At 45.5% G+C, this 20,655-nt stretch carries 14 protein-coding genes; 9 read left to right on the top strand and 5 right to left on the bottom strand.

The window, feature by feature from the left end; all coding sequences use genetic code 11:
* Positions 1-269: 269 nt before the first annotated feature.
* Complete coding sequence (locus QZW82_RS22720) at positions 270-1,319, bottom strand: GHMP kinase (protein WP_293153232.1); 1,050 nt, start codon at positions 1,317-1,319, stop codon at positions 270-272.
* A 144-nt stretch (positions 1,320-1,463) separates the two neighbouring features.
* Here QZW82_RS22720 and QZW82_RS22725 point away from each other — a divergent pair, with 144 nt between their 5' ends.
* Positions 1,464-2,003, top strand: a complete 540-nt coding sequence (locus tag QZW82_RS22725; protein ID WP_293153234.1) for a Dps family protein — start codon at positions 1,464-1,466, stop codon at positions 2,001-2,003.
* 682 nt (positions 2,004-2,685) lie between these two features.
* Here QZW82_RS22725 and QZW82_RS22730 read toward each other — a convergent pair.
* Complete coding sequence (locus QZW82_RS22730) at positions 2,686-3,783, bottom strand: glycosyltransferase family A protein (RefSeq protein ID WP_293153236.1); 1,098 nt, start codon at positions 3,781-3,783, stop codon at positions 2,686-2,688.
* Positions 3,784-4,389: 606 nt separating this feature from the next.
* On the opposite strand from QZW82_RS22730, the gene QZW82_RS22735 reads away from it, so the two are divergent.
* From QZW82_RS22735 to QZW82_RS22755, 5 genes are all read left to right on the top strand, one after another.
* Positions 4,390-5,421: a glycosyltransferase family A protein gene (locus QZW82_RS22735; protein WP_293153333.1), complete on the top strand. Its 1,032-nt coding sequence runs from the start codon at positions 4,390-4,392 to the stop codon at positions 5,419-5,421.
* A gap of 127 nt (positions 5,422-5,548) precedes the next feature.
* Entirely contained in the window at positions 5,549-7,009 is a 1,461-nt protein-coding gene (locus QZW82_RS22740) for an NAD(P)/FAD-dependent oxidoreductase (RefSeq protein ID WP_293153238.1), read from the top strand.
* 234 nt (positions 7,010-7,243) lie between these two features.
* Positions 7,244-8,380: an AAA family ATPase gene (locus tag QZW82_RS22745; RefSeq protein ID WP_293153240.1), complete on the top strand. Its 1,137-nt coding sequence runs from the start codon at positions 7,244-7,246 to the stop codon at positions 8,378-8,380.
* 2 nt (positions 8,381-8,382) lie between these two features.
* On the top strand, positions 8,383-8,868 hold the full coding sequence (locus tag QZW82_RS22750; protein WP_293153242.1) for a hypothetical protein: 486 nt from the start codon (positions 8,383-8,385) through the stop codon (positions 8,866-8,868).
* A 249-nt stretch (positions 8,869-9,117) separates the two neighbouring features.
* Positions 9,118-9,606, top strand: a complete 489-nt coding sequence (locus QZW82_RS22755) for a hypothetical protein (protein WP_293153244.1) — start codon at positions 9,118-9,120, stop codon at positions 9,604-9,606.
* A 210-nt stretch (positions 9,607-9,816) separates the two neighbouring features.
* Here the strand turns inward: QZW82_RS22755 and QZW82_RS22760 are convergent, their stop codons facing one another.
* The gene (locus QZW82_RS22760; RefSeq protein ID WP_293153246.1) at positions 9,817-10,164 is read right to left on the bottom strand and encodes a nucleotidyltransferase family protein; all 348 of its coding nucleotides are present in this window, start codon (positions 10,162-10,164) and stop codon (positions 9,817-9,819) included.
* Between the two features lie 221 nt (positions 10,165-10,385).
* On the opposite strand from QZW82_RS22760, the gene QZW82_RS22765 reads away from it, so the two are divergent.
* Together QZW82_RS22765 and QZW82_RS22770 are read left to right on the top strand one after the other, a co-directional pair.
* Positions 10,386-11,780: a branched-chain amino acid ABC transporter substrate-binding protein gene (locus QZW82_RS22765; protein WP_293153248.1), complete on the top strand. Its 1,395-nt coding sequence runs from the start codon at positions 10,386-10,388 to the stop codon at positions 11,778-11,780.
* Positions 11,781-11,973: 193 nt separating this feature from the next.
* A complete protein-coding gene (locus tag QZW82_RS22770; RefSeq protein ID WP_293153250.1) occupies positions 11,974-13,050 on the top strand; it encodes a branched-chain amino acid ABC transporter permease in 1,077 nt (358 codons plus the stop codon).
* 342 nt (positions 13,051-13,392) lie between these two features.
* Here the strand turns inward: QZW82_RS22770 and QZW82_RS22775 are convergent, their stop codons facing one another.
* Both QZW82_RS22775 and QZW82_RS22780 read right to left on the bottom strand, forming a co-directional pair.
* Positions 13,393-18,015, bottom strand: a complete 4,623-nt coding sequence (locus tag QZW82_RS22775) for a nitric oxide synthase oxygenase (RefSeq protein ID WP_293153252.1) — start codon at positions 18,013-18,015, stop codon at positions 13,393-13,395.
* A 212-nt stretch (positions 18,016-18,227) separates the two neighbouring features.
* On the bottom strand, positions 18,228-18,800 hold the full coding sequence (locus QZW82_RS22780) for a Uma2 family endonuclease (RefSeq protein ID WP_293153336.1): 573 nt from the start codon (positions 18,798-18,800) through the stop codon (positions 18,228-18,230).
* A gap of 224 nt (positions 18,801-19,024) precedes the next feature.
* Between QZW82_RS22780 and QZW82_RS22785 the strand changes: the two genes are divergently transcribed.
* Positions 19,025-20,590: a branched-chain amino acid ABC transporter permease gene (locus QZW82_RS22785; protein ID WP_293153254.1), complete on the top strand. Its 1,566-nt coding sequence runs from the start codon at positions 19,025-19,027 to the stop codon at positions 20,588-20,590.
* Positions 20,591-20,655: the final 65 nt, after the last annotated feature.

Here is a 20,655-nt window from a genome sequence, read left to right on the forward strand (position 1 = left end):
AAAAAACGGAAATTTATTTTTTTAATCCTTGATTTCCCGTCACCCATTATCAATAATTTAAAACTATTGATAACGATCTCGATTGTCTAAAAACCTTGCCGACTAAGGGTTGTGTCAGACACAGCCAGGTTTTGGCAAGTTGTGTGTACACGGTAGCCTTGTAGGGGCGGTGGATGGTGCGTGCCCGCCCTCTTGGCTCGTTCAGATCTAAATTTAATAGTTAAACAGCAGTCTGTGGATGGGTTTGAACTTAAGTTGTCACCAATGGATTAACTCTGAGAAGGAATAGTCATTTTCAGACATTCCATTTGGGGAAAATCCCGTTCAATAATATCGATAACTTGCTGTTGACTTTCATCGTCTTTTACGATAAACTGAGCAGTGCCATCTCCTTGAGAACCGACACCCTTGCCGCCCAAAATATAAGGCTGAATCGGTTGATAGTTCAGGAGTTCGTGCAATATAGGGGCCGTTAATTGCGATCGACAAGCGGGGATTAAATGCGTGTCAAATTCCCTCTGAGCAACTTTCATCAACTCGCCGATTTTGACCGCATCTCCTTGCTGCAAAGCTGAGGCGACCTCTTGCGTAATTTTAGCACTAATTAAACCAAGATATTTCTGCACGTTTTCTTGAACTTCATTCACAGGAAACGGATAAGCCTGATTTAGACTTGCCAGGATTTCTTGAGTATTTTTTCTCGCACCCAAATCTACTATGACAAAAAACAAATCTTTGGGTACTTTTAACTCAACAACATCCATGTGCGTGCCGTCAAAAATCATCATAATCGATCGATTTCCGTAGGCGCAACCCTGATCCATGCGGCCGCAGCGCGAAGGTGTGGCTGTTTCGCCTAAATAAGCCATTTCCATTTCGTCGCGGACGTTCATTTTTAAATCGTACAAGCGATTGAATGCGCGGGCTACTAACACGCAAATTGCGGCACTCGAAGACAAGCCTTTTTTAATTGGCAAATCCGTTAAATAATTGTCTATTTCTAGCCCTCCGACGCGGTAGTGTGTGAGAAATTGAGCAGCAACGCCGGCCACATAACTGAAAAAACTGCCTGTTTCGGCTTCTGCAAGCAGAGCAGTTTTATCCATCGGGAATGCAGCCTCAATTTTTTTGCCGTCGTTCAAAGAAGCGCGAAAAATTAAATGCGTGGGATGCGGCCTAACTTCGGCATAAATTCCTCGATCGATACTGGCAATCAGAGTGTAGCCTTTTTCTATAGCGGGATTGAGCTGGCGGTAACCCGCTGCCCAATCGCTGTGTTCGCCAAACAGGCAAAGACGGCCTGGAACAAAAAGTTGCATCTATCCAAAGGTATCTATATTGCGATTACTTTAACCTGAAATGCCGTAATTTTACCAAAGTTCGATCGTCCTCTAGAGTGATGTATTTGACTGAGGTAATTTGTTCTAATAGGTGAAAACTTAGAGTTGAAGGAAGCAGTTGCAATGCGTAAGTTAAACATAGGTCTATCTGAAGAGCAACGTGCCGGTGTGATCGAACTATTGAATCACGACCTGTCAGATGCTTATCTGCTGTTAATCAAAACCAAAAAGTATCACTGGGATGTAGTTGGCCCGCAGTTTCGATCGCTCCACCAGTTGTGGGAAGAGCACTACCAGGCGTTAACAGTAAATATCGATGCTATGGCCGAACGGGTGAGAACTTTAGGTGGCTACCCAATTGGTACTGCTGAGGGTTTTCTGAAGTATGGTTCGATTAAAGAACATATCGGCGATTTGCCTTTGGCGACTGAGATGGTGTCGCGTTTAGTTGATGACCACGAACTGATTATTCGCAATCTCCGCAAACACGTCGAACAGTGCGGTGAAGAGTTTAAGGATGATGGAACGGCAGACTTTTTGACTGGTTTGATGGAACAGCACGAACAAATGGCTTGGATGTTGCGATCGTTTATTGAAGGGGAATCTATTTCGCCGGATGGTAAGCAGCCGAAAGCTAAAACTCCTACAGCTTCTCACGCTTAGATTATAGCTCGATCGAACAGATTTAACTGTTGTGAGTCAGAGAATTTCACCGCGATTCCCGCAGTACGACAGGGGTTGAAAACCCCTGTCTCATAGCGAAAGTCCTCTTTTAGAGGACTGGAGTTAACCTGATTTCGATCTGGTTTTTGAGTTGTTTTTTAACCGATTTTCGCCTTGAGGCAGGGGTTTAAACCCCTGCCGGACTCCGAGGAGAGCGTGCTTTTTGACAGATTTTGAGTAAGACATGATTACCGACAAATTTGATCTACATTCTCTACATAAAAAATTGATATTATTCTATAGCCTTTCTCAAAAAGATGAGGTATGACTGACAGCTTATATAATCAGTTCAACTACAATACCTCGGACTGTTTTTTGAGCAGCGACCCAAAGCCTCATTCTACCGTTAATATTTCACAGAGGCTGGAACCCAGAACCCTCATTCTACCGTTGGTCATTGAAAACTGTCCGGAGTATTGAACTAAAGATCGCAAATTAAATAATTTACAAAAAATCGCAAATTAAATAATTTACACAAGTTTGTGGGATGGGCGAGAAAGCCCGTCTGTTCTGGACCGGCTCTCCCGCCCATCCCACAAGAACAATAAAGATTGTAAGTTATTTAATTCTCATTCCTAAGAGGGCTGAAGCCCAACAACGTACCTCATCTTTCCGAGAACCGCTATAGTTCTAGATTTCCTAAACTCTTCAACCGCATTCTTTCATAAACCTGCGACGGCAACATTCTGTGAATATTCATTCGCTTTTCGATCGCAGCAATTGTCGTCCCGGCACTTGAATCCGATGTTTGCTTCAACTCCAATCCCGATTCACTTCTCGATCCTAATATCATTTTTAACATACTTTCTATTGCCAACAAATACAAATTATGCCGCAGCAAAACCATTAAAAAATCTTCTTTTAAAGCTCGATACAGCCACAACAGCGTACTCCGGTAATTGCCGTTGCGGTTGCTTTTCACAGCTAGATAAATGTAAAAATTACTGCTAGACCAGCAGTAAACTTTCTCGGGAACCTTCGAGTGATACCGCCGGACATCTGCCATAATTAACGAATGGCCTTTTGCCATTGCTGCATAATTGCAAGACATACTGCTGGCAATTTGTCGGTAGCCGACTAAATACTCCGGTACTACTTTAAATTGATAGTATTGGGCGATGCGGAGGTGCAATTCCCAGTCTTCGCAACCTTGAGCATTTTCTAGTTTGAATTTGCAGTTGTAACCGCCGACTTTTTCAAAGCAAGCGCGACGGATTAGAGATGAACTGGCATTGCCGATAAAATATTTATAAACTAAGGCATCGTGAACCGATCCTTCGATTGTTGAGTTGTAAAATCCACCTGTCAGCAAACCTTCTTCGTTAATATCTAATGACCAGGAATAAACAACTCCAACAAAAGATTCCGATTTTGTCAGGCATTCAACTTGTTTTTCCAGGTTTTGCGGGTACCAAATATCGTCAGCGTCGATCGGAGCAATATGTTCGCCTTTTGAGTGTAAATAGGCTAGGTTGCGAGCGACGGCTACACCTGCATTTTGCTGCTGCAATAAAGTGATTCGCCTATCTTTTTGAGCAAAAGATTTGATGATTTCAGCGGTTGTGTCTGTAGAGCCGTCGTCCACAACTAAAATTTCTATATTCTGATAAGTTTGAGATAGCACAGACTCGAGTGTTTGGGCAATAAATTCCTCAGCATTGTAAGCCGGTATAATTACTGAAATTAATGGCTGATTTAAATTGTGTTTGGTGTTGTTCATGCGATATAAAAACTTTTTTATGTAAAAATTTTGACTCTCAGGCACCGATTTAATGGTATCTTAACAAAGACCTAAGGTCGATCGCACACCGTCGAAAATTTGCAGGCGTACAGTTGAAATATATTGCCAAAACTCATCAAATGTGCATTGACATAGCAGTCGGGATACAGACTTGGTGCAGGAGTGACTCGCCGATCGCATATATAAAATCAACTGTACTGGGCAACTCGCGATCGCCGGAGAGTCTCAGTATATCATATGTTGCTTTTTATACTTGTTACGGTCGAAAAAAATCAAATTCTTGTGCGGTGGAATACTCTGAAACACAATGGCTGGTGGGGCTTTTTAGAAGGTTTACAAAAACAATGATATATATAAAGATTTCGTAAAGCTGTTGTCTTCATCAGGTGAGTCTCAGCCAGATGTGGCTTAGAATACAGGCATGAATGGGTATAAATGCAGCCTACATTGCCAGCAAAAAATTTAGTTGAAGATAAACAGAAATCGGGTTATAAACAAAAATGTAGAGCTGATTTTACTTTTCGTAAAGTAGGAGCATTGAAATTCAATCATTGGTTTTCCATGCAATTCAAAACAAACTCGGTAATGATTTATACCAACGAACCGACTGTATCCGTAATTATCCCAGTCCACAACGGGGGAGCTTACTTCCGCACCTGTTTGTCAAAACTGGCTCAAGCTAGACCGAAGCCGATCGAGATTATTGTAGTAGCAGATGGCGAAAGCGACGGTTCTTGGCGTCTGGCCAAGGAATTCGGCGCCAAAGTCATCAGAATTCCCGAATGCGGCGGCCCCGCCCGAGCGAGAAATTTGGGAGCGCAAGCTGCGAAGGGAGATATTCTGTTTTTTGTGGATGCTGATGTCGCTGTTTGTCCTGAGGCTGTGGGTTATGCGAAATCGGTGTTCAAAAATAATCCCTACTTAGCTGCTTTGATCGGTTCCTATGACGATGCTCCTGGAGATCCCGATTTTTTATCGCAGTACAGGAACTTGCTCCACCACTACGTGCACCAAACAGGTAATGAAGAAGCTTCGACTTTTTGGGGCGCTTGCGGAGTAATTCGCCGGGAAATTTTTTTGCAGATGGGTGGCTTTAATGAGAGTTACCGCCAAGCTTCGATCGAGGATATTGAGCTGGGCTACCGTTTGAAACAAGCCGGTTATAAAATTCGACTGTGCAAAACATTGCAAGTCAAGCATTTAAAGCGCTGGGAAGCGCTGGGGATGGTGAAAGCTGACTTTTTTTACCGAGCGCTGCCTTGGACTGAACTGATTTGGCGCGATCGCAAATTGAATAATGACCTCAACTTGCAAGTATCGAACCGAATTAGTGTAGTTTTAACTTATGCCATGCTGCTGGCAGTGGTGGGGACGTGCTGGTCGCTGAACTTTCTGCTATTGGCTGGGTTGCTGGCAATACCCTTAGTAGCAATTAATTCAGAGCTTTATCGATTTTTTCAGCAAAAACACGGTATCTTATTTGCACTGAAAACCATTCCTTGGCACTGGCTTTTCTATTTTTACAGCGGACTGGCATTTGCGATCGGCACTGCTCGCCACTTATCCCAAAAAAAGCTGTTGACTGGCAAAGTTAGGTTGCCAGTATCCGCTCAATAAATCAAGACAAATTGTCCTTCAGCTTCTAGCCGATCGATATTTTATCAGGGTATTCACTGGTGCATATATTAATTTTAGAAGTTATAAATAATTGTATAGTGGTATAAAAAGGCTGGAGGTAGGCTGAGTGAAACATTATCCTGTGGCGATCGTCGGTGCTGGGCCTGCGGGTTTGACTGCTGCTTACGAGCTAGTCAAGCAAGGCATCGTGCCAGTCGTACTGGAAAAAGGGGATAAAGTTGGCGGGTTGGCCCGCACCGAAAGCTACAAAGGCTATCGTTTCGACATTGGCGGCCACCGATTTTATACTAAAGTTGCAGCGGTGCAGCAGTTGTGGCAAGAGGTACTGGGAAATGAGTTTATTAAAGTGCCGCGCTTGTCGCGAATTTTTTATAGAGGTAAATTTTTTAACTATCCGATCGGGGCCTTCAATACTCTGTTTAATTTGGGAATAATTGAGAGTGCGCTGATTATTGTGAGCTATCTGAGAGTTAGACTCTGGCCGCTTCCCAAAGAAGAAACTTTTGAACAGTGGGTGATCAATCGTTTTGGCGATCGCTTGTACAAAACATTTTTTAAGACTTATACAGAAAAAGTTTGGGGAATTCCCTGTTCGGAAATTCAAGCGGATTGGGCGGCGCAACGGATTAAAGGATTGTCGCTGACAACAGCGATAATTAATGCTTTGTTTGGCAGTAACGATACTAAAACGTTAATAAAAGAGTTTGACTATCCGGCTTTGGGGCCGGGGATGATGTGGGAAAAGTTCGCCGAAGCTGTGGAAGATAAAGACGGCAAAGTTTATCTCGATACCAAGGTGATTAGCTTTGAGCGTGAAGGTAATAAAATTAAAAGTATTACTGCTGAGCATAACGGAGAATTAGTTGAATATTCGGCCGATAATTTCATTACGAGTATGCCGATATCGGCGCTGGTAGCACGGATGAAACCGCAGCCGCCTGAGCCAGTGTTGCACGCAGCGCGATCGCTAAAATATCGAGATTTTTTGATTGTATCGCTGATTGTCGATCGCCCAAGTTTGTTTCCTGACAACTGGATTTACATTCATTCTCCCGAAGTGAAAGTCGGACGGATTCAGAATTTTAAGAATTGGAGTGCTGCATTGGTTCCCGATGCGAGCAAAACTTGTTTGGGAATGGAGTATTTTTGCAATGAAGGCGAGGAACTTTGGCAAATGTCGGATGCTGAACTTGTGGAGTTAGCAACTCGCGAGTTGGCTGAGTTGGGTTTGGCAAAAATGGCGGATGTTAAGGATGGGGTGGTGCTGAGGCAGCCGAAGGCTTATCCTGTTTACGATGCCGAATATCGCGGACATTTGCGGGTTTTGGAGGGTTTTTTGACTGGGATGGAGAATTTGCAGACGATCGGGCGAAATGGTATGCACCGATACAACAACCAAGACCATTCTATGCTGACGGGGATGCTGGCGGTGAGAAATCTGCTTGGGGAAAAGCACGATTTGTGGGATGTGAATACTGAGCGATCGTACTATGAAGACTTTAGTGTCGATCGATCCAAGGAAAAAAGCGAGGCATCTTTAATCGCGCAGTCCAGTGGATATTTGTGAACTCTAGTTGTGACAATGTGAGTTAACTCAGACTTGAAATGGCGATCGCCCGCTCATATTTTCTGCATAATCTTGTAGAGCCGATCCCTTGCGCCGCTTCATCCGGGGCAAGTACGGGCGGACTCCCCTCTACATCTACCACAACCTGTTTAGGTGCTCTGAAGTGCAAATATTGTATATTGGTTAATTAAACTGACCATTTTTTTCACTTTTCACTCTCGGAGTCGTTTTTCTATGCTCCAAAGACTATACGTACATAACTTCAGATGCTTGGAGAACTTTGAACTGATTCTCAAAGAGATGCCATCCTCCCTTTTAATTGGGAAAAATGGTGCAGGTAAATCAACCATCCGTGTTGTATTGGAAATCCTTCAACACATCGGTCGAGGCATTAACAGAATGCGTGACTTTGATAAAAATCATCTGGGTCTTATCGATCCGAAAGATTTCAATCGAGGCAGGTCTGATGTTCCAATTCGATTTGAGATAGAAGTATTACTTGACAATAAACTATACAAATATATCCTAGCATTGGAATTACCAGAAAACTTTAGAGAGCTTCGAGTTTTTGAAGAGCAACTGTTAATTTCAGGAAATCCAATTTACTCTCGCAAGGAAGCCCAAGTCACTCTTTACACCAGCCACAGCCAACGCAATCTTGAAGCTCAGTTTCTGGTGGATTGGCATCTCGTTGCTCTTCCAGTGATTCAGGAACAATCAGAAACCGATCCGCTTCGTATTTTCAAAACTTGGCTGGCCCGCACGATTATTTTAGCCCCGATCCCAAGCCTGATGACTGGAGACTCTAACGGGGAAACGTTGGAGCCAAAACGAGACGGTTCAAACTTTGGGGAGTGGTTCTCTGGGTTACTCAGTCGTTACCCTGCTGCCTACACACAGGCTTACAGACACCTCCAAGAAGTTATGCCTGACTTTCAGGATTTTCTGAATGAACAAATCGGGAAAGACTCTAAAAGTATGATTGTTAGGTTTGAAGCAAAGAATGCCAATCTGAGTGTTGACTTTAAAGACTTATCTGATGGGGAGAAATGCTTTTTTCTTTGTGCTGTTGTCTTAGCTGCTAACAAGTATTACGGCCCACTTTTTTGCTTTTGGGACGAACCCGATAACTATCTTTCCCTGTCAGAGGTTGGACATTTTGTTACATCACTGCGACGTTCATTTAAGGATAGCGGTCAGATTGTAGCAACCTCACATAATGAGGAAGCAATCAGAAAGTTTTCAAATGAAAATACCTTTGTACTCGATCGAAAAAGTCACCTAGAGCCAACCTTAGTTAGGTTGCTGGGCGATATACCTGTCAGTGGGGATCTTGTAGATACCTTGATTCGTGGCGACATAGAATTATGACTGTGAATAAGTATCAAGACCATGTTCTTGTGTTGCCTGAAGATGATGCTAATCGCCAAATTGCCACCGGATTCATTCTCAACTCAAACGTTATTAATGAACGTGCTATTCAAGTCTTGCCAATTGCTAATGGTTGGGGAAAAGTTGTGGATAATTTTCAAGACAATCATGTATCTGAAATGCGAAGACTTCCACAAAGAATGATGGTCTTGATGATTGATTTTGATGAAGATTATGACAATAGGTTTAAGTATGTAAAGGATCGGATTCCCGATGATTTAGAAAATAGAGTATTTGTTATTGGAGTATTATCTGAACCAGAGAAGTTAAGGAGCGATATTAGAAAGAGTTTTGAAAATATCGGAGAAGCCCTTGCAAATGACTGTTCTGATAACACGAATGAATTATGGGGACACGATCTTCTCAAACACAACAAAATGGAGTTAGATCGTATGATTTTATTTGTTAAACCATTTCTGTTTAATTAAGTCAAGGAGAAATTAATGCGTTTTGTCGATCAAAAGAGCGATGTTGGTGTTTTAACCGTTAAAATAGCTAGATAATTAGGAATAAGTGGAATGCGATCGGGACGCTCGCGAACGAAAGGCTCGCACTCCCAAATAGCGATCGCGCATCTTTGGTTTGCGGGCGATCGCTCTTGTAAAATATCTCTTTATTCTAGAAAAACCTATTAAAATAGTCGATATAATTGGTTAAAAAATAGTAGGGAAAAATTTATGAAACTCGCTGATTTACCCCAAGATGCGCTCGACGATTTATGTCAAGACGAACAGTGGCGGTTAGATATCGATCCGGGATTGGACGCCAAACACGAATTTTGGATGGCGTGGCACCATTTTCTTAAGTTACCGGAGCAATCCTATTTTGAGAGTACCGAAGAAGATCTGGCAGAATTTCTCACATTTGAAGGGTACAACTTGCTGCTACCAGTGGCGCGATCGCACCATGCTAGCATTCATCCCATTCGATTGATTCCGAGTGCCGACGGACAGACACTCACCCTGTTTCTTCAGGATTCTTACCATCGCAATTGGTTCACCGAACCCAGCGATGCCCGTTATGGATTTCTGGCGATCGCCGATCGCTATCAGAAGTTTGGCTGCGATTTCTATCTTGCCAGCTATTATCATTTTGCTTACCTCATCGGCAGGGATTACGAAGCGGCTGTGGCGATTCTTACTCAGAAATTAGGTCAGCTATCTTGATAAATCTGGGTTTTATGCCAAGTCTAGATCTCCCTAAATCCCCCTGATAGTCGGGGGACTTTGATAAGACTCTTGTCCCCCCCTTTTTTTAGGGGGAGTAGGGGGCAGGCTAAGGGGGGATCTTGCCTTTAATGGTCAAGCCAGCAGTTTGTGACTGGGTTTTAAGTTAAGTTAACACCAATTGCCTGCGCCATCTCCCAAAGTGAATCATTATTCCGATCGCCCGCTTGCATAAATCACTCGATGCGTTTTCAAAATGTTCGATCGCAAATAAGGATTTTTTAACAGCTTTTTTTCCACTAAATCTACACGACGGTGAAATAAATTCTCTATTTCTTCCTGCATACCCAATAAATGAGAAAGCGTGAGGCGGTGCGATGGCTCGTAAGTAACTAATACATCCACATCACTATCGGGGCGAAAGTCATCCCGCAGCACTGAGCCAAACAGGGCAAACTCGACAATGTTCCAGCGCTGGCAAAATTGTGCGATCGCATCGAGAGAGACTTTTAGGCGATCGTTCACCACATATTCTAAATCTGACTGCAACTCAATCATGCGCTAGCAAACCTCCAACGAGAGCCAATAATATCAGATTCTCAGGCGAGCAGAGTTTGTGTGAACTACCCGCCAGCAATCGGAGTACCGATATGCTCTGTTTCTTCATTGTGAAAGCAGAGATACCAAGTAGACCCAGATGATTGACAGTTGACTGTACCTCAGCCAAATTTGTGAAATATGTGCTAACTCTTGACTACATACAGATAACAGTGAAAAATATGCAAAAACGCAACCAACAAACCAAGCAACCCATGAACCTTTCCCAGAAATCAGGGGGCAAGAGTGGCACATCCCCAAAAACCTACACCACACTGAATCTGCACGCCGCAGGATTGCGGAAAATACTTGTAGCCGCAGGTATAGCCTCTCTTTGTGCTAGTTGTCAGAGTCCCCAAACACCAAGCGCCACAGCCCCCGGCAGCACTCCCGGAACCACTCCCGCAGCCACTCCCGTCGCAGTCACTACCCCCGGAGACCCAAATACCGTCAAAATTGTCTCCATGCTACCGATGACAGGTAGCGCCTTGGGTCAAGCTCAAACAATGGTCAACGGTGTCAAACAAGCCCTTGCCGAAACCGACTCTAAAGCCTGCGATGGCAAAATCAAAATCGAATACGAGATTCTCGATGATGCGACTGCTGCGGCTGGCAAATGGGATCCCAGCCAAGTCACATCCAATGCTAACAAAGTAGCAGCGGATGGATCGGTAGTTGGTGCGATCGGTCATTACAACTCCGGTGCCGCCAAACTTTCAATTCCCGTGCTCAACCAAGCCAATATAGCGATGGTGAGTCCCGCTACCACCTATCCGGGCTTGACAAAACCAGGAAAAGGTGAGCCGAAAGAACCCAACGTTTATTACCCAGCAGGCACTCGTAATTTCGCCCGCGTTGTACCCGCAGACGACCTTCAAGGTGCGATCGCCAGTAATTGGGCGAAATCTTTAGGAGTTAAAAAAGTCTACATTCTCGACGATCAAGAACTATACGGCAAAGGCATTGCTGACGTTTTTGAAGCAACTGCTAAAACTGCGGGAATTGAAGTCCTCGGCCGCGAGGGAATTGATATCAAAGCCAGCGATTACAAAGCTTTAATGAATAAGATTAAAGCTTTAAGTCCCGACATGATTTACTTTGGTGGCACTACCCAAAGTAATGCCGGACAGATAATTAAAGACATCAGAAATGTCGGAATGACTGCGGACGCAGTTAAAATCATGGGCCCGGATGGCATTAAAGAGCAAGCTTTAATTGATGCCGGAGGCAAAGATGCCGAAGGCGTTTATGCTACTTTTGGCGGTTTGCCTCCTAAAGAATTGACTGGCGTGGGTGCGAAGTGGTATGAAAGCTACAAGGCAAAATTTAATGCTGAACCGGAAGCTTATGCAGCTTATGCTTATGAATCTGCTAAGGTGATTATCGGCGCAATTAATAAGGTCTGTAAAAATGACCGCGCGGCGATCCGCGATGCTGTCTTGGCAACTAAAGATTTTAACGGCGTACTTGGCACTTGGAGTTTTGATGCTAATGGTGACACTAGCTTGACTACAATGTCAGGAAATGTTGTTAAAGCTGGTAAGTGGGAATTTGTGAGCCCCCTAAAGACTGAATAATTAGTCAGTTGACTGTTGTCAGTTGACTGTTCATTTATCGATTACCGATCGCAGTTTAGGACGCATTCATACTAAAGAAACCGGGTTTTTACTGGATTTAAGGTTTCGAGCGAGTTGTTTCGGAAAAAACCCGGTTTCTGCCTCAATGCACAATGCCCAATGCCCAATTCCCCATTCCCCATTCCCAATAATTATGAAAAACTGGAAAAGTATTCTCTTATATATAGGTGTAGCGTATATAGTTTTGTTGTTAGGCCCGATCGCCGGATTTGACTTACCGAAAATTATTGGCGAAATAGTCCGCAGCCCAGAAGTGCTGATTCAACAGTTGTTAGTGGGTTTAGTCAACGGCGCGCTGATTGCAATTATTGCTTTGGGTTACACGATGGTTTACGGCATTATTGAGCTGATCAATTTTGCTCACGGCGATTTGTATATGTTGGGCGCTTTTGCTTCGCTGACTGTGTTTGGAGCTTTTGGGATTCAAGACGGCGCACCTTTAAGTGTTGCGATACCGGTGATGTTAGTCGCTTTAATTGTATGTTCGGCGTTTTGTGCGGGGCTGAATATTGTCGTCGAAAAGTATGCTTATCGTCCTTTGCGAAATGCTCCGCGTTTGGCTCCGTTAATTTCGGCGATCGGCGTTTCGTTTATTTTCCAAAATATGGGATTATTTTGGGGAGGTTTGAAAGCTTTTTTTCCGGTGATGGGGTCTAATTCGGCCGCACCGAAAAGCTTCCCTGATTTGTTACCACGAGTTGATATTCTCAAAGCTATGGGAATTGAAACGAGTATTGTATTTACTACAAAAGATTTAATTGTGTTGGTGGTGGCTCTGGTATTAATGGTTTTGCTTCATGTGTTCGTGCAGTACACTCGTCTGGGAAAGGCGATGCGGGCTACTGCTCAAAGCCGCGATGCTGCTAAGATTATGGGAATTAATGTCGATCAGATTATTGCTCTGACTTTTTTGATTGGCGGCGCTTTGGCTGGTTCGGCAGGAATTTTGGTTGGTCTCTACAACAATACTATTGTTTTTACGATGGGTTTTACGGCGGGCTTGAGGGCTTTTACTGCCGCTGTTTTGGGGGGGATTGGCAATATTGTAGGGGCGATGTTAGGAGGGGTTTTGATTGGGGTGCTGTCGTCTTTGAGCGATCAGTATTTGTCGAGTCGCTGGACTAATGCTTGGGTGTTTGGGGTTTTGGTGGTGATTTTGGCTTTTCGGCCCGGCGGTTTGTTGGGTGAGAATGTTCAGGAGAAGGTTTGAAATTGCAGGGTTTAATCGATGGCTCATATCGTTGACCGTTGCATCGGAATAATTTAACCACAGAGTACGCTCCAGAACACAGAGGAATGAGAATTAAATAACTTACAATTTTTATTGTTATTGTGGGACTAAAGTCCCGCCCGTCCAGAAACGACGGGCGGGACTTTAGTCCCACAAATATGTGTAAATTATTTAATTCGCGATCCAGAGATACATTTAAGAGAGATGAATAATTTCGATGAATAGCGGAATTGATATCAATCAATTCAAACAAAATTAACAAAAGGAGCTAGAATTCAGAAGACTTCCAGCTCCTTTTGCTAATGGTTGCAGTCCCAAATGTTAGACAGTTAGCGGTTGCGCCAATTCCGTGACTGGTGCTTCGCTGTCACTTGACTGCTGCACCCGAATTAGCCATCCTTCGGCTTTAGAGTAGTTATCTTTTTGCACCTGTTTGATAGCTTGTTTGAAGTTCAACTGCACGCCCCAAACATCGCTGGTGAAACGCTTTTCTTGCTTCATATTGTCGAAGAACACGGCGGCTTCGATGTGAGATAAACCGCCTTCGGTTTTGGCAATAGAGAGCATCACTTCAAACACATCATCCGCCATCTTCGCATCCCCACAAACGTAGTAGTGACACTTAGGATGACTCAGCAGCTTCCAGACATCCTGGGAGTTTTGCTGCATGAGGTTCTGCACGTACAGCTTTTGGTCGCCAAGACGGGAAAATGCCACTTCCAGACCCGAAAGTACACCTTGATTCTGCCACGTCTGCATCTGCTCCTGATAGAGGAAGTCACTGTGATTGCGACAGCCAAAGTATAGGGTAGCATCGCCCAAGGGTTGTCCTTGCTGCAACAAGGCATCTCGGTATTGGAGGAAAGCAATCAGCGGAGAGACTCCCGTACCAGGTCCCACCATCAGCATCGGTGCATCGAGTTCGCTAGGCGGACGGAAGCTAGAAGTACGGACACCAATGCGAACCTTTGCTCCGGGTTCGAGTCCAGCTAGGTAGTTGGAACAGAGTCCTTGACGGACTTTGCCTGCGTCGGTTTTGATTTGCAGGACTCCAACGGTGATTTGTAGGTGCTGTGGATGGAGCAAGGGAGAGGAGGAAATCGAGTAGAGGCGCGGCTTTTGCTTCGGCAGCAACTCTAGTAGGGCGGCTAGGGTAATCTCTGCTGAGGGAAACTCATCAAAGAGATCGAGAACACTCATGAAGTTGTCCGCGATCGTTTTCTTGAGCAAAACGCTGTCGCGATTGTCGTCTACCTGCCGGAGAATCTCCAGCCAGGTTTCCAGGCGATGTTTCTCCTGGGGATTTTGGGCTGCGGAGTACAGGTAGCCCAGCAGTTCGTTGAATGGTTCCCGCAAAGCTAGATCGAGTTCTTGGGAGAGTACCTGACCTACGGTTGTTGGGACGGCAATCGGGGGTTGGTCTTCTATTTGAGTGCCATCTGGTGTGACGTAACTGGCGGTGAAATAGGTATTAGGGGTGATTGAGAGGCGATCGCACAATCGCTGTACTAATTCCGGTGGATTGCAAGGATAAACAGCAACGTGATCGCCGGTTTCGTATTGCAAATTGCTATCGGAAATATCGAACATGATATAACGAGTAGAACGACTCCCAGGAATCACCTCTTGGAGCAGTTCTCGATTTGCTACGACAGGAACTTCGATGGCTTTATCTCCACTCACGGCCAGAGGGGCAACGGTTGCTGCTTCTGCCTCATTTAAGAAGGTAACGTTGAGTTTTGGGGCGGATGCGGTTGTGGCATCGGCGGCGGTGACATCCTCACCTAAAACGCGGGAGATGAGTCCCAGCCACTGTTTGAAGGTGTCTGCCTGTCCCTTAATTTCATCCCCTTTATGCAACGGCACAATGCAGTTAGCCCCTGCCTTTGCGAGTGTTTTATCTACCGAAATTGCAGCAGCACAGAATTGTTCGTAAACGGTGCTGCCAATGCCGAGGATGGAATAGCTCAACCCAGTGAGGGAACCCGCAGGCTGTTTCTTCAGCCACTGAAGGAATTTTTGGCCGTTTCCGGGGATTTCGCCATTACCGAAGGTGGAGGTGACGATCAGGAGGAGCTTTTCTGAGGCTAGGGTTTCGGCATTGTATTCATCCAGCGCCATCACTTTCGCTTTGTAACGCTGGAGTTGACGGGAGGCTTTCCGCGCAAAGCCTTCGGCAGTCCCCGTCTCGGAAGCATAGAGAATGAGGATGCGGTCTTGCTTGTTGTCGTCTGAGTCGGTATTGGTGATGAATTGTTCCAGGTCAATGCCGTCTTCCACTGTCCATCGATCGGCTCCATAATGATAGGCAGGGTCTAGGTAAAAGTCGCGCATCTGGTGATGCCAGACTGGGCAGGTACTCCCTCCATAGGATGGTACGACCCAACCCCAATCTGCCGGACACTCGCGCCCTGCTTTCTTTTCGCGCAAGTCGTGAGCCATGAATTGTTTAGAGGCAGACTGGTGATCGACCATCGTCACCTTAGATTTTTGGAACGAGTATAGGATAGCGATGTTGAGTTCTAATGCCACGCGATCGCGCCACAAGGTTTGCTCAGAACTGGTATCCAGCTTGAGAACTTTGGCGATTTCCTCTGTTTTGTCGTAGCGCCAATCTTCCAAGAAATCCCGCATGATCTCGGTACCCATGTACCAGCCATTGAAAGGGAGGCAGGTATAGGTAATGCCACCGATGTCCATGCGGAAGTTGCTGATGGCTGGGATGGCATACCACCGAAAGCCAAGGGACTTGAACTCTGGAATTGTGGGATGCTCAATGTCCACTTCCAGTACATCGTCTTGATGAAACTCATAGAATTTGGGTTCCATGCCTGGGACTTCAATGACTAGGGGGAGGATGTCGTAGGGTGTGCGTGGTTCCGGTGGTTGCCAGCCGAGTTTTAAGATGGCTGTGGTGAGCTCGAAGTTGGCGCGATCGCCCATAATACTCCCGTCCGGTTGCTCGTAAGCGGCATAGCGAATCAATTGGGAATTCCAGACGCGCGGCCCCCAGCGTTCCTTCGGCTGTTTGGGACGGAAGACGGTCATCGTAATTTGAATATTGCCCCCATTTGTGGCGTATCGCAGGTGTTCTTCTAACTCGCGAAACATCTCGTCGGGGTTGGTGACATGGCGGCGATCGCGCACCACCATATTATTCCACTGAATTCGAGCAATACACTTGGAAGCATTGCGCCACGACAACTGTGCTCCATAGGCCAATTCTTCGTAGGTTTGGGTGTAAGTGCCTGTGGCTTTCACTTCCTCTTGGATTTCTACCCAACGCCGCGCCCGATCCTCTGGTTCCCATTCTTGCTCGGTGGCAATCTGCTCCAGATACTGCTTTGCTTTTTTGAGCAATCGCTCCTCATTGAGCTTGGGCAACTTCATCACGTTAATAACGCGATCGAACAACGTCTGCCATGCGTGCCTTAACTCAGGGGTGAAGTCTGGCACATACTTCTCAAGTATGAGTACCAATACCTGTACCATACCAGCATAGGCGCAGGAGGGTATATCATCAATACTCACCTGGGTTCCTAACTGCTGGACTATCAACTCTTCAAATTCGTCAAAGTCAATCTCGCCACTACCATCGACATCTACGCGAGCAAACAGATCGTTCAACTCGTTGATGGCGATCGATAGCCCCGACTTGCGCGAGTAATCGATGAGTTCCTCAATAGAGATTGTTCCAGTCCCGTCTGTGTCAATCTCATTAAAGATATACACGCGGAGATTTTGAATTAGTTCGTCTCTACTGCCGCCCTGGAACCAGTGAACCAAAAATTCCAATACCTCAAACAGGTTCAAGGACAGATAATCCATGTTTGTCCGTCCAAAGATAGGCAGCATGAACGGGTATTTTTCAAATAGGGTTTGAAAAAATGCCTCTCCAATTTGCTGCGTATTCTGTCTGAGCATGGTTAAGGATTCGGCCATGCGTTGCTTGACATCTGGGAGCATTGCCTCTTCGTAGCGACGCATCGCCTCTACCATTGGGACAATCACATCAATGTTGAAAAAGCGATAAACAGCGGAGTGAGTTCCTGTTGCTAGATTTTCGCGATCGTACTCTTCTAGGTAAGGAATCGACGGCAACATCCACATCCACACCTGCCGGGCCTTCAGCCAGTGATGGGGACGCATCCCCATATCGGCAAACAGCGCTCCATAATCCTCAACATTATCGAAGCTATCACCTTTTTCTGCCGGCACCCCCATCAGAGGTTCCGAAATCACGTTTTGGGTATCAGGCTGAAGCTGATGTACGCAACAGTCAAATAACTCAAAAAAGTAGTCGCTTACGGTATCCAGGGCATCTCCAAAGATGTACTCTAGTTCTGGAGCCTCCAGCAAGAGGCGCTTCAAGAACTTTTCCATTTGCAATTCTTTCCAAGCCCGCAGCTTGTTCCAAACGTCTTTGACAATTACTTCCTCTTGGGGTGTGAGGGGAAGCGCTTCGGGCATCTCGAATTCACTTTGGCCGTTGCTCTGACTTGCTTGCGCGTGGAGGCGACGATTTTCCGAATGTCCCAACAGCGTCAGCGTGCTGCTACTTGCCTGACTGGTACTTTGGGTAAGGCGAGTTTTCAACTTCAACTGAGGTGCTAGATTCCAGTTGGCGATGGGAAATTCTAACTCGGCGCTGGTTTCACCATTGAGGTAATCCTGCGTCGCCAATGTGACCGTTGCGGCATCCTGCCAGGGCAGAGTAATATCTCCTTCCCGGTAGCATAGGGTAATCGCGATCGTGCAGTCTCCGTTGTTTTTCAGATCCAATAACCAGCTTGGTTGCTTGCGGCTAAAGGAATCCTTTTGCAACAAAGGTTGTCCCTCATCGGAGAGCATCTGCACGCGGCACTTGTACCTGTAGTTGTCCGAAGTGGGGAAATCGGTCGCCGAAACCTCGGTTAAGTGGATAATTCGTGGATTATTGTGCATACTAGGCCGGAAAATTATGTGAGAAGAACAGGCAAGCTAGGTGTCGTTCACCTGTGTAGCAAAAGCTCAAGTTATATTAAACATCAAAAATAGTTCGCGGTCGTGCTAATTTATGTTACTGAAAAATACTTAATGTGTCTATCGATACAACTAAAGGTTTATTTGTATGTGTAAAATAGCACTTCTCAATTGAGTGCGATACAGTAGCCCCATTAAATATTCCCTGGTTTCAACCAGCCAAAAACTTCGCCTAAAGTCAACTGCATTTCCGGCATAAATTCGGGAAGTGGCAGTATATCTGTCGGTTCTTGCAATGAAATCGGCTGCTGCTTTGCGGGATAAGCTAAAATGTTTTTTTCATCGGGATCGAGCAACCAACCCATCTGACAACCGGCATTCAAACAATGCAAAATATTGTTTGTGACTTTGGTTTGGCTTTGGCCAGGGGACAAAATTTCTATTGTCCAATCTGGGTGAGCATTAAATGTATTGGCAATTTCGCCGTCAGCATCTAAGGGAATACGATTCCAAACAAAAATCGCGACATCGGGAACAATAGAACGTCCGCCAAAGGTGCAGCGAAGTTCTGGTAGGGCTAGGGCAATTTGCTGTTTTTCTCCGATCTCGTTGGCGACTGTGACGAGTCTGGCTTGTAGTTTACTGTGTTTTCCTTTTGGCATAGGTTTTTGTAAAATGGCACCGTTGATGTATTCGCTAGCGGGTTTGGTTTCTGGCAGTTGCAAAAACTCGTCCAGGGTGATAGTTTTTTGAAGAGCTTGTACCATATCGCGATCGCCCGTTGAAGTGTGTTGCGGTAACAGTTCCAGTATATTGCAAATTTCGTCGCTTTTGGTGCAATAATCAAACTCAAAAGACTCTAAACTGTACCTAGTGCGATCGCCAGTTCCCAAAACCAGCAGTCGAGCGAGTTCCTGGGTAATCGGCAATCGGTAATCGGTAATGAGAATTTAACCAATAACTAATAACCAATAACTAATAACTTATTCCTATGTCAAACAAAATAATCAAAGCAATTAAATCGAGCGGTATATTAGGCGCGATCGCCTCTTTGACAGTCCTCCTATTCGGTGGTTGGAGTGGCACTGTCATCGGCTGGCTGATGGGTACGGCGGCGGGCTTTATGGCTGGTCAGGAACAGAAGGTTAACAACCCGAAAATGGGTGCGACAATTGGCAGTTTAGCCGGATTGGGATTGGGAGTTTGGCTGTTAGTTGCTAGCGTGGTCGAAGGGGTTTTAGTTAGACCTTTTTCGGGTCAGTCTGCGGTGGATTTGCCGACTACTTTACTGCACGGAATTTGCAGTTTGACGATCGCAATTTTGACAGCTACGTTAATGGGTGCATTGCAGGGTTTGCCGGGAGAACGCCAGCGACAGGCTACTCTGGTAACATTAGCTTTTATCTTAATTCTGTTTCCGTTTATCGATCTTGAGGCTAAGACCGGCTGGATTGCTACGGTAGTACAGATTCAAATCTTTATTATGCTGGCGCTGGGTTTGAATATTACTGTGGGTTTTGCGGGTTTGTTGGATTTGGGATATGCGGCGTTTTTTGCGATCGGCGCTTACACCACGGCTTTGCTATCTTCTGAGCAGATAAATATTGGTTGGAATTTTTGGGTGGTTTTGCCGATCGCCGCCGGTGTAGCTGGCATTGCGGGCGTTATCCTGGGTATTCCGACACTGCGGCTCAAGGGCGATTATTTGGCAATTGTTACCCTGGGCTTTGGCGAAATTATCCCGGTGGTGTTTAGGAATTTAACCGCAATTCGCATCGATGAACCAATCTCGAAGATTGTCGCTGCTGTTTTGGGTAAGCCGGAATTGGTGCTTTGTCTCGTTGGGTGCGATCGACCTTTCAACCTCACCGGCGGCGAAGCGGGCATAAACCCGATCGGGCGTCCATCTCTCCCCATCGTCGGCACCTTCAGCACCGGCAACTACTTTCCCTGGTACTACCTAATTTTACTGCTAGTAGTCTTCTCTTACTTCATGATTTCGCGGCTGCAAGATTCCCGTTTGGGAAGGGCATGGAATGCCATGCGCGAAGATGAATTAGCGGCGAGTGCGATGGGCATTAACCTCGTCAAAACCAAACTTTCGGCTTTTGCAATGGGAGCGACATTTTCGGGGTTTGCAGGCGCATTTTACGCAGCTTATATCAGCGCCATTTTTCCCAGCGTCTTCGATTTCTCAGTCTCCGTCATCATCCTGTGCATGGTGATTTTAGGCGGTTTGGGCAACATGACAGGCGTGATTTTGGGCGGTATCATTATCATGTCTGCCGATCGGCTTTATCTACCCCAACTCGCCCAAGTCCTCAAAGGTTTTATGAATACTTTTGTGTTGCCGAGAATAGCAATTCCGCAGTTAGCAGACTTTCTCGCCACCAGTTTAGACCCGATTCAAATGCGTTTATTTCTCTTCGGTTTAACTTTAGTTGTGATGATGATCGTGCGGCCGGAAGGGCTGATTCCCGATAAAATTCATCAAGCAGAATTGCATGATGATGCTGAGGCGAGCAATCAGACTTTAGCAGATGCGAGAAATCAATAGATCCATCCAATAATTCTTGTGGAACAGGCCGAAAAGCCTGTTCAAGAAAGGACTTTCTGGAAATA

It is taken from the genome of Microcoleus sp. bin48.metabat.b7b8b9.023, assembly GCF_013299185.1.
Taxonomy (GTDB): domain Bacteria; phylum Cyanobacteriota; class Cyanobacteriia; order Cyanobacteriales; family Microcoleaceae; genus Microcoleus.

Bases quoted from the DNA above. Each gene is read 5' to 3' on its own strand.
- QZW82_RS22720 (WP_293153232.1), bottom strand. From the start codon at position 1,319: ATGCAACTTTTTGTTCCAGGCCGTCTTTGCCTGTTTGGCGAACACAGC.
- QZW82_RS22725 (WP_293153234.1), top strand. From the start codon at position 1,464: ATGCGTAAGTTAAACATAGGTCTATCTGAAGAGCAACGTGCCGGTGTG.
- QZW82_RS22730 (WP_293153236.1), bottom strand. From the start codon at position 3,783: ATGAACAACACCAAACACAATTTAAATCAGCCATTAATTTCAGTAATT.
- QZW82_RS22735 (WP_293153333.1), top strand. From the start codon at position 4,390: ATGATTTATACCAACGAACCGACTGTATCCGTAATTATCCCAGTCCAC.
- QZW82_RS22745 (WP_293153240.1), top strand. From the start codon at position 7,244: ATGCTCCAAAGACTATACGTACATAACTTCAGATGCTTGGAGAACTTT.
- QZW82_RS22755 (WP_293153244.1), top strand. From the start codon at position 9,118: ATGAAACTCGCTGATTTACCCCAAGATGCGCTCGACGATTTATGTCAA.
- QZW82_RS22760 (WP_293153246.1), bottom strand. From the start codon at position 10,164: ATGATTGAGTTGCAGTCAGATTTAGAATATGTGGTGAACGATCGCCTA.
- QZW82_RS22765 (WP_293153248.1), top strand. From the start codon at position 10,386: ATGCAAAAACGCAACCAACAAACCAAGCAACCCATGAACCTTTCCCAG.
- QZW82_RS22770 (WP_293153250.1), top strand. From the start codon at position 11,974: ATGAAAAACTGGAAAAGTATTCTCTTATATATAGGTGTAGCGTATATA.
- QZW82_RS22775 (WP_293153252.1), bottom strand. From the start codon at position 18,015: ATGCACAATAATCCACGAATTATCCACTTAACCGAGGTTTCGGCGACC.
- QZW82_RS22780 (WP_293153336.1), bottom strand. From the start codon at position 18,800: ATGGTACAAGCTCTTCAAAAAACTATCACCCTGGACGAGTTTTTGCAA.
- QZW82_RS22785 (WP_293153254.1), top strand. From the start codon at position 19,025: ATGTCAAACAAAATAATCAAAGCAATTAAATCGAGCGGTATATTAGGC.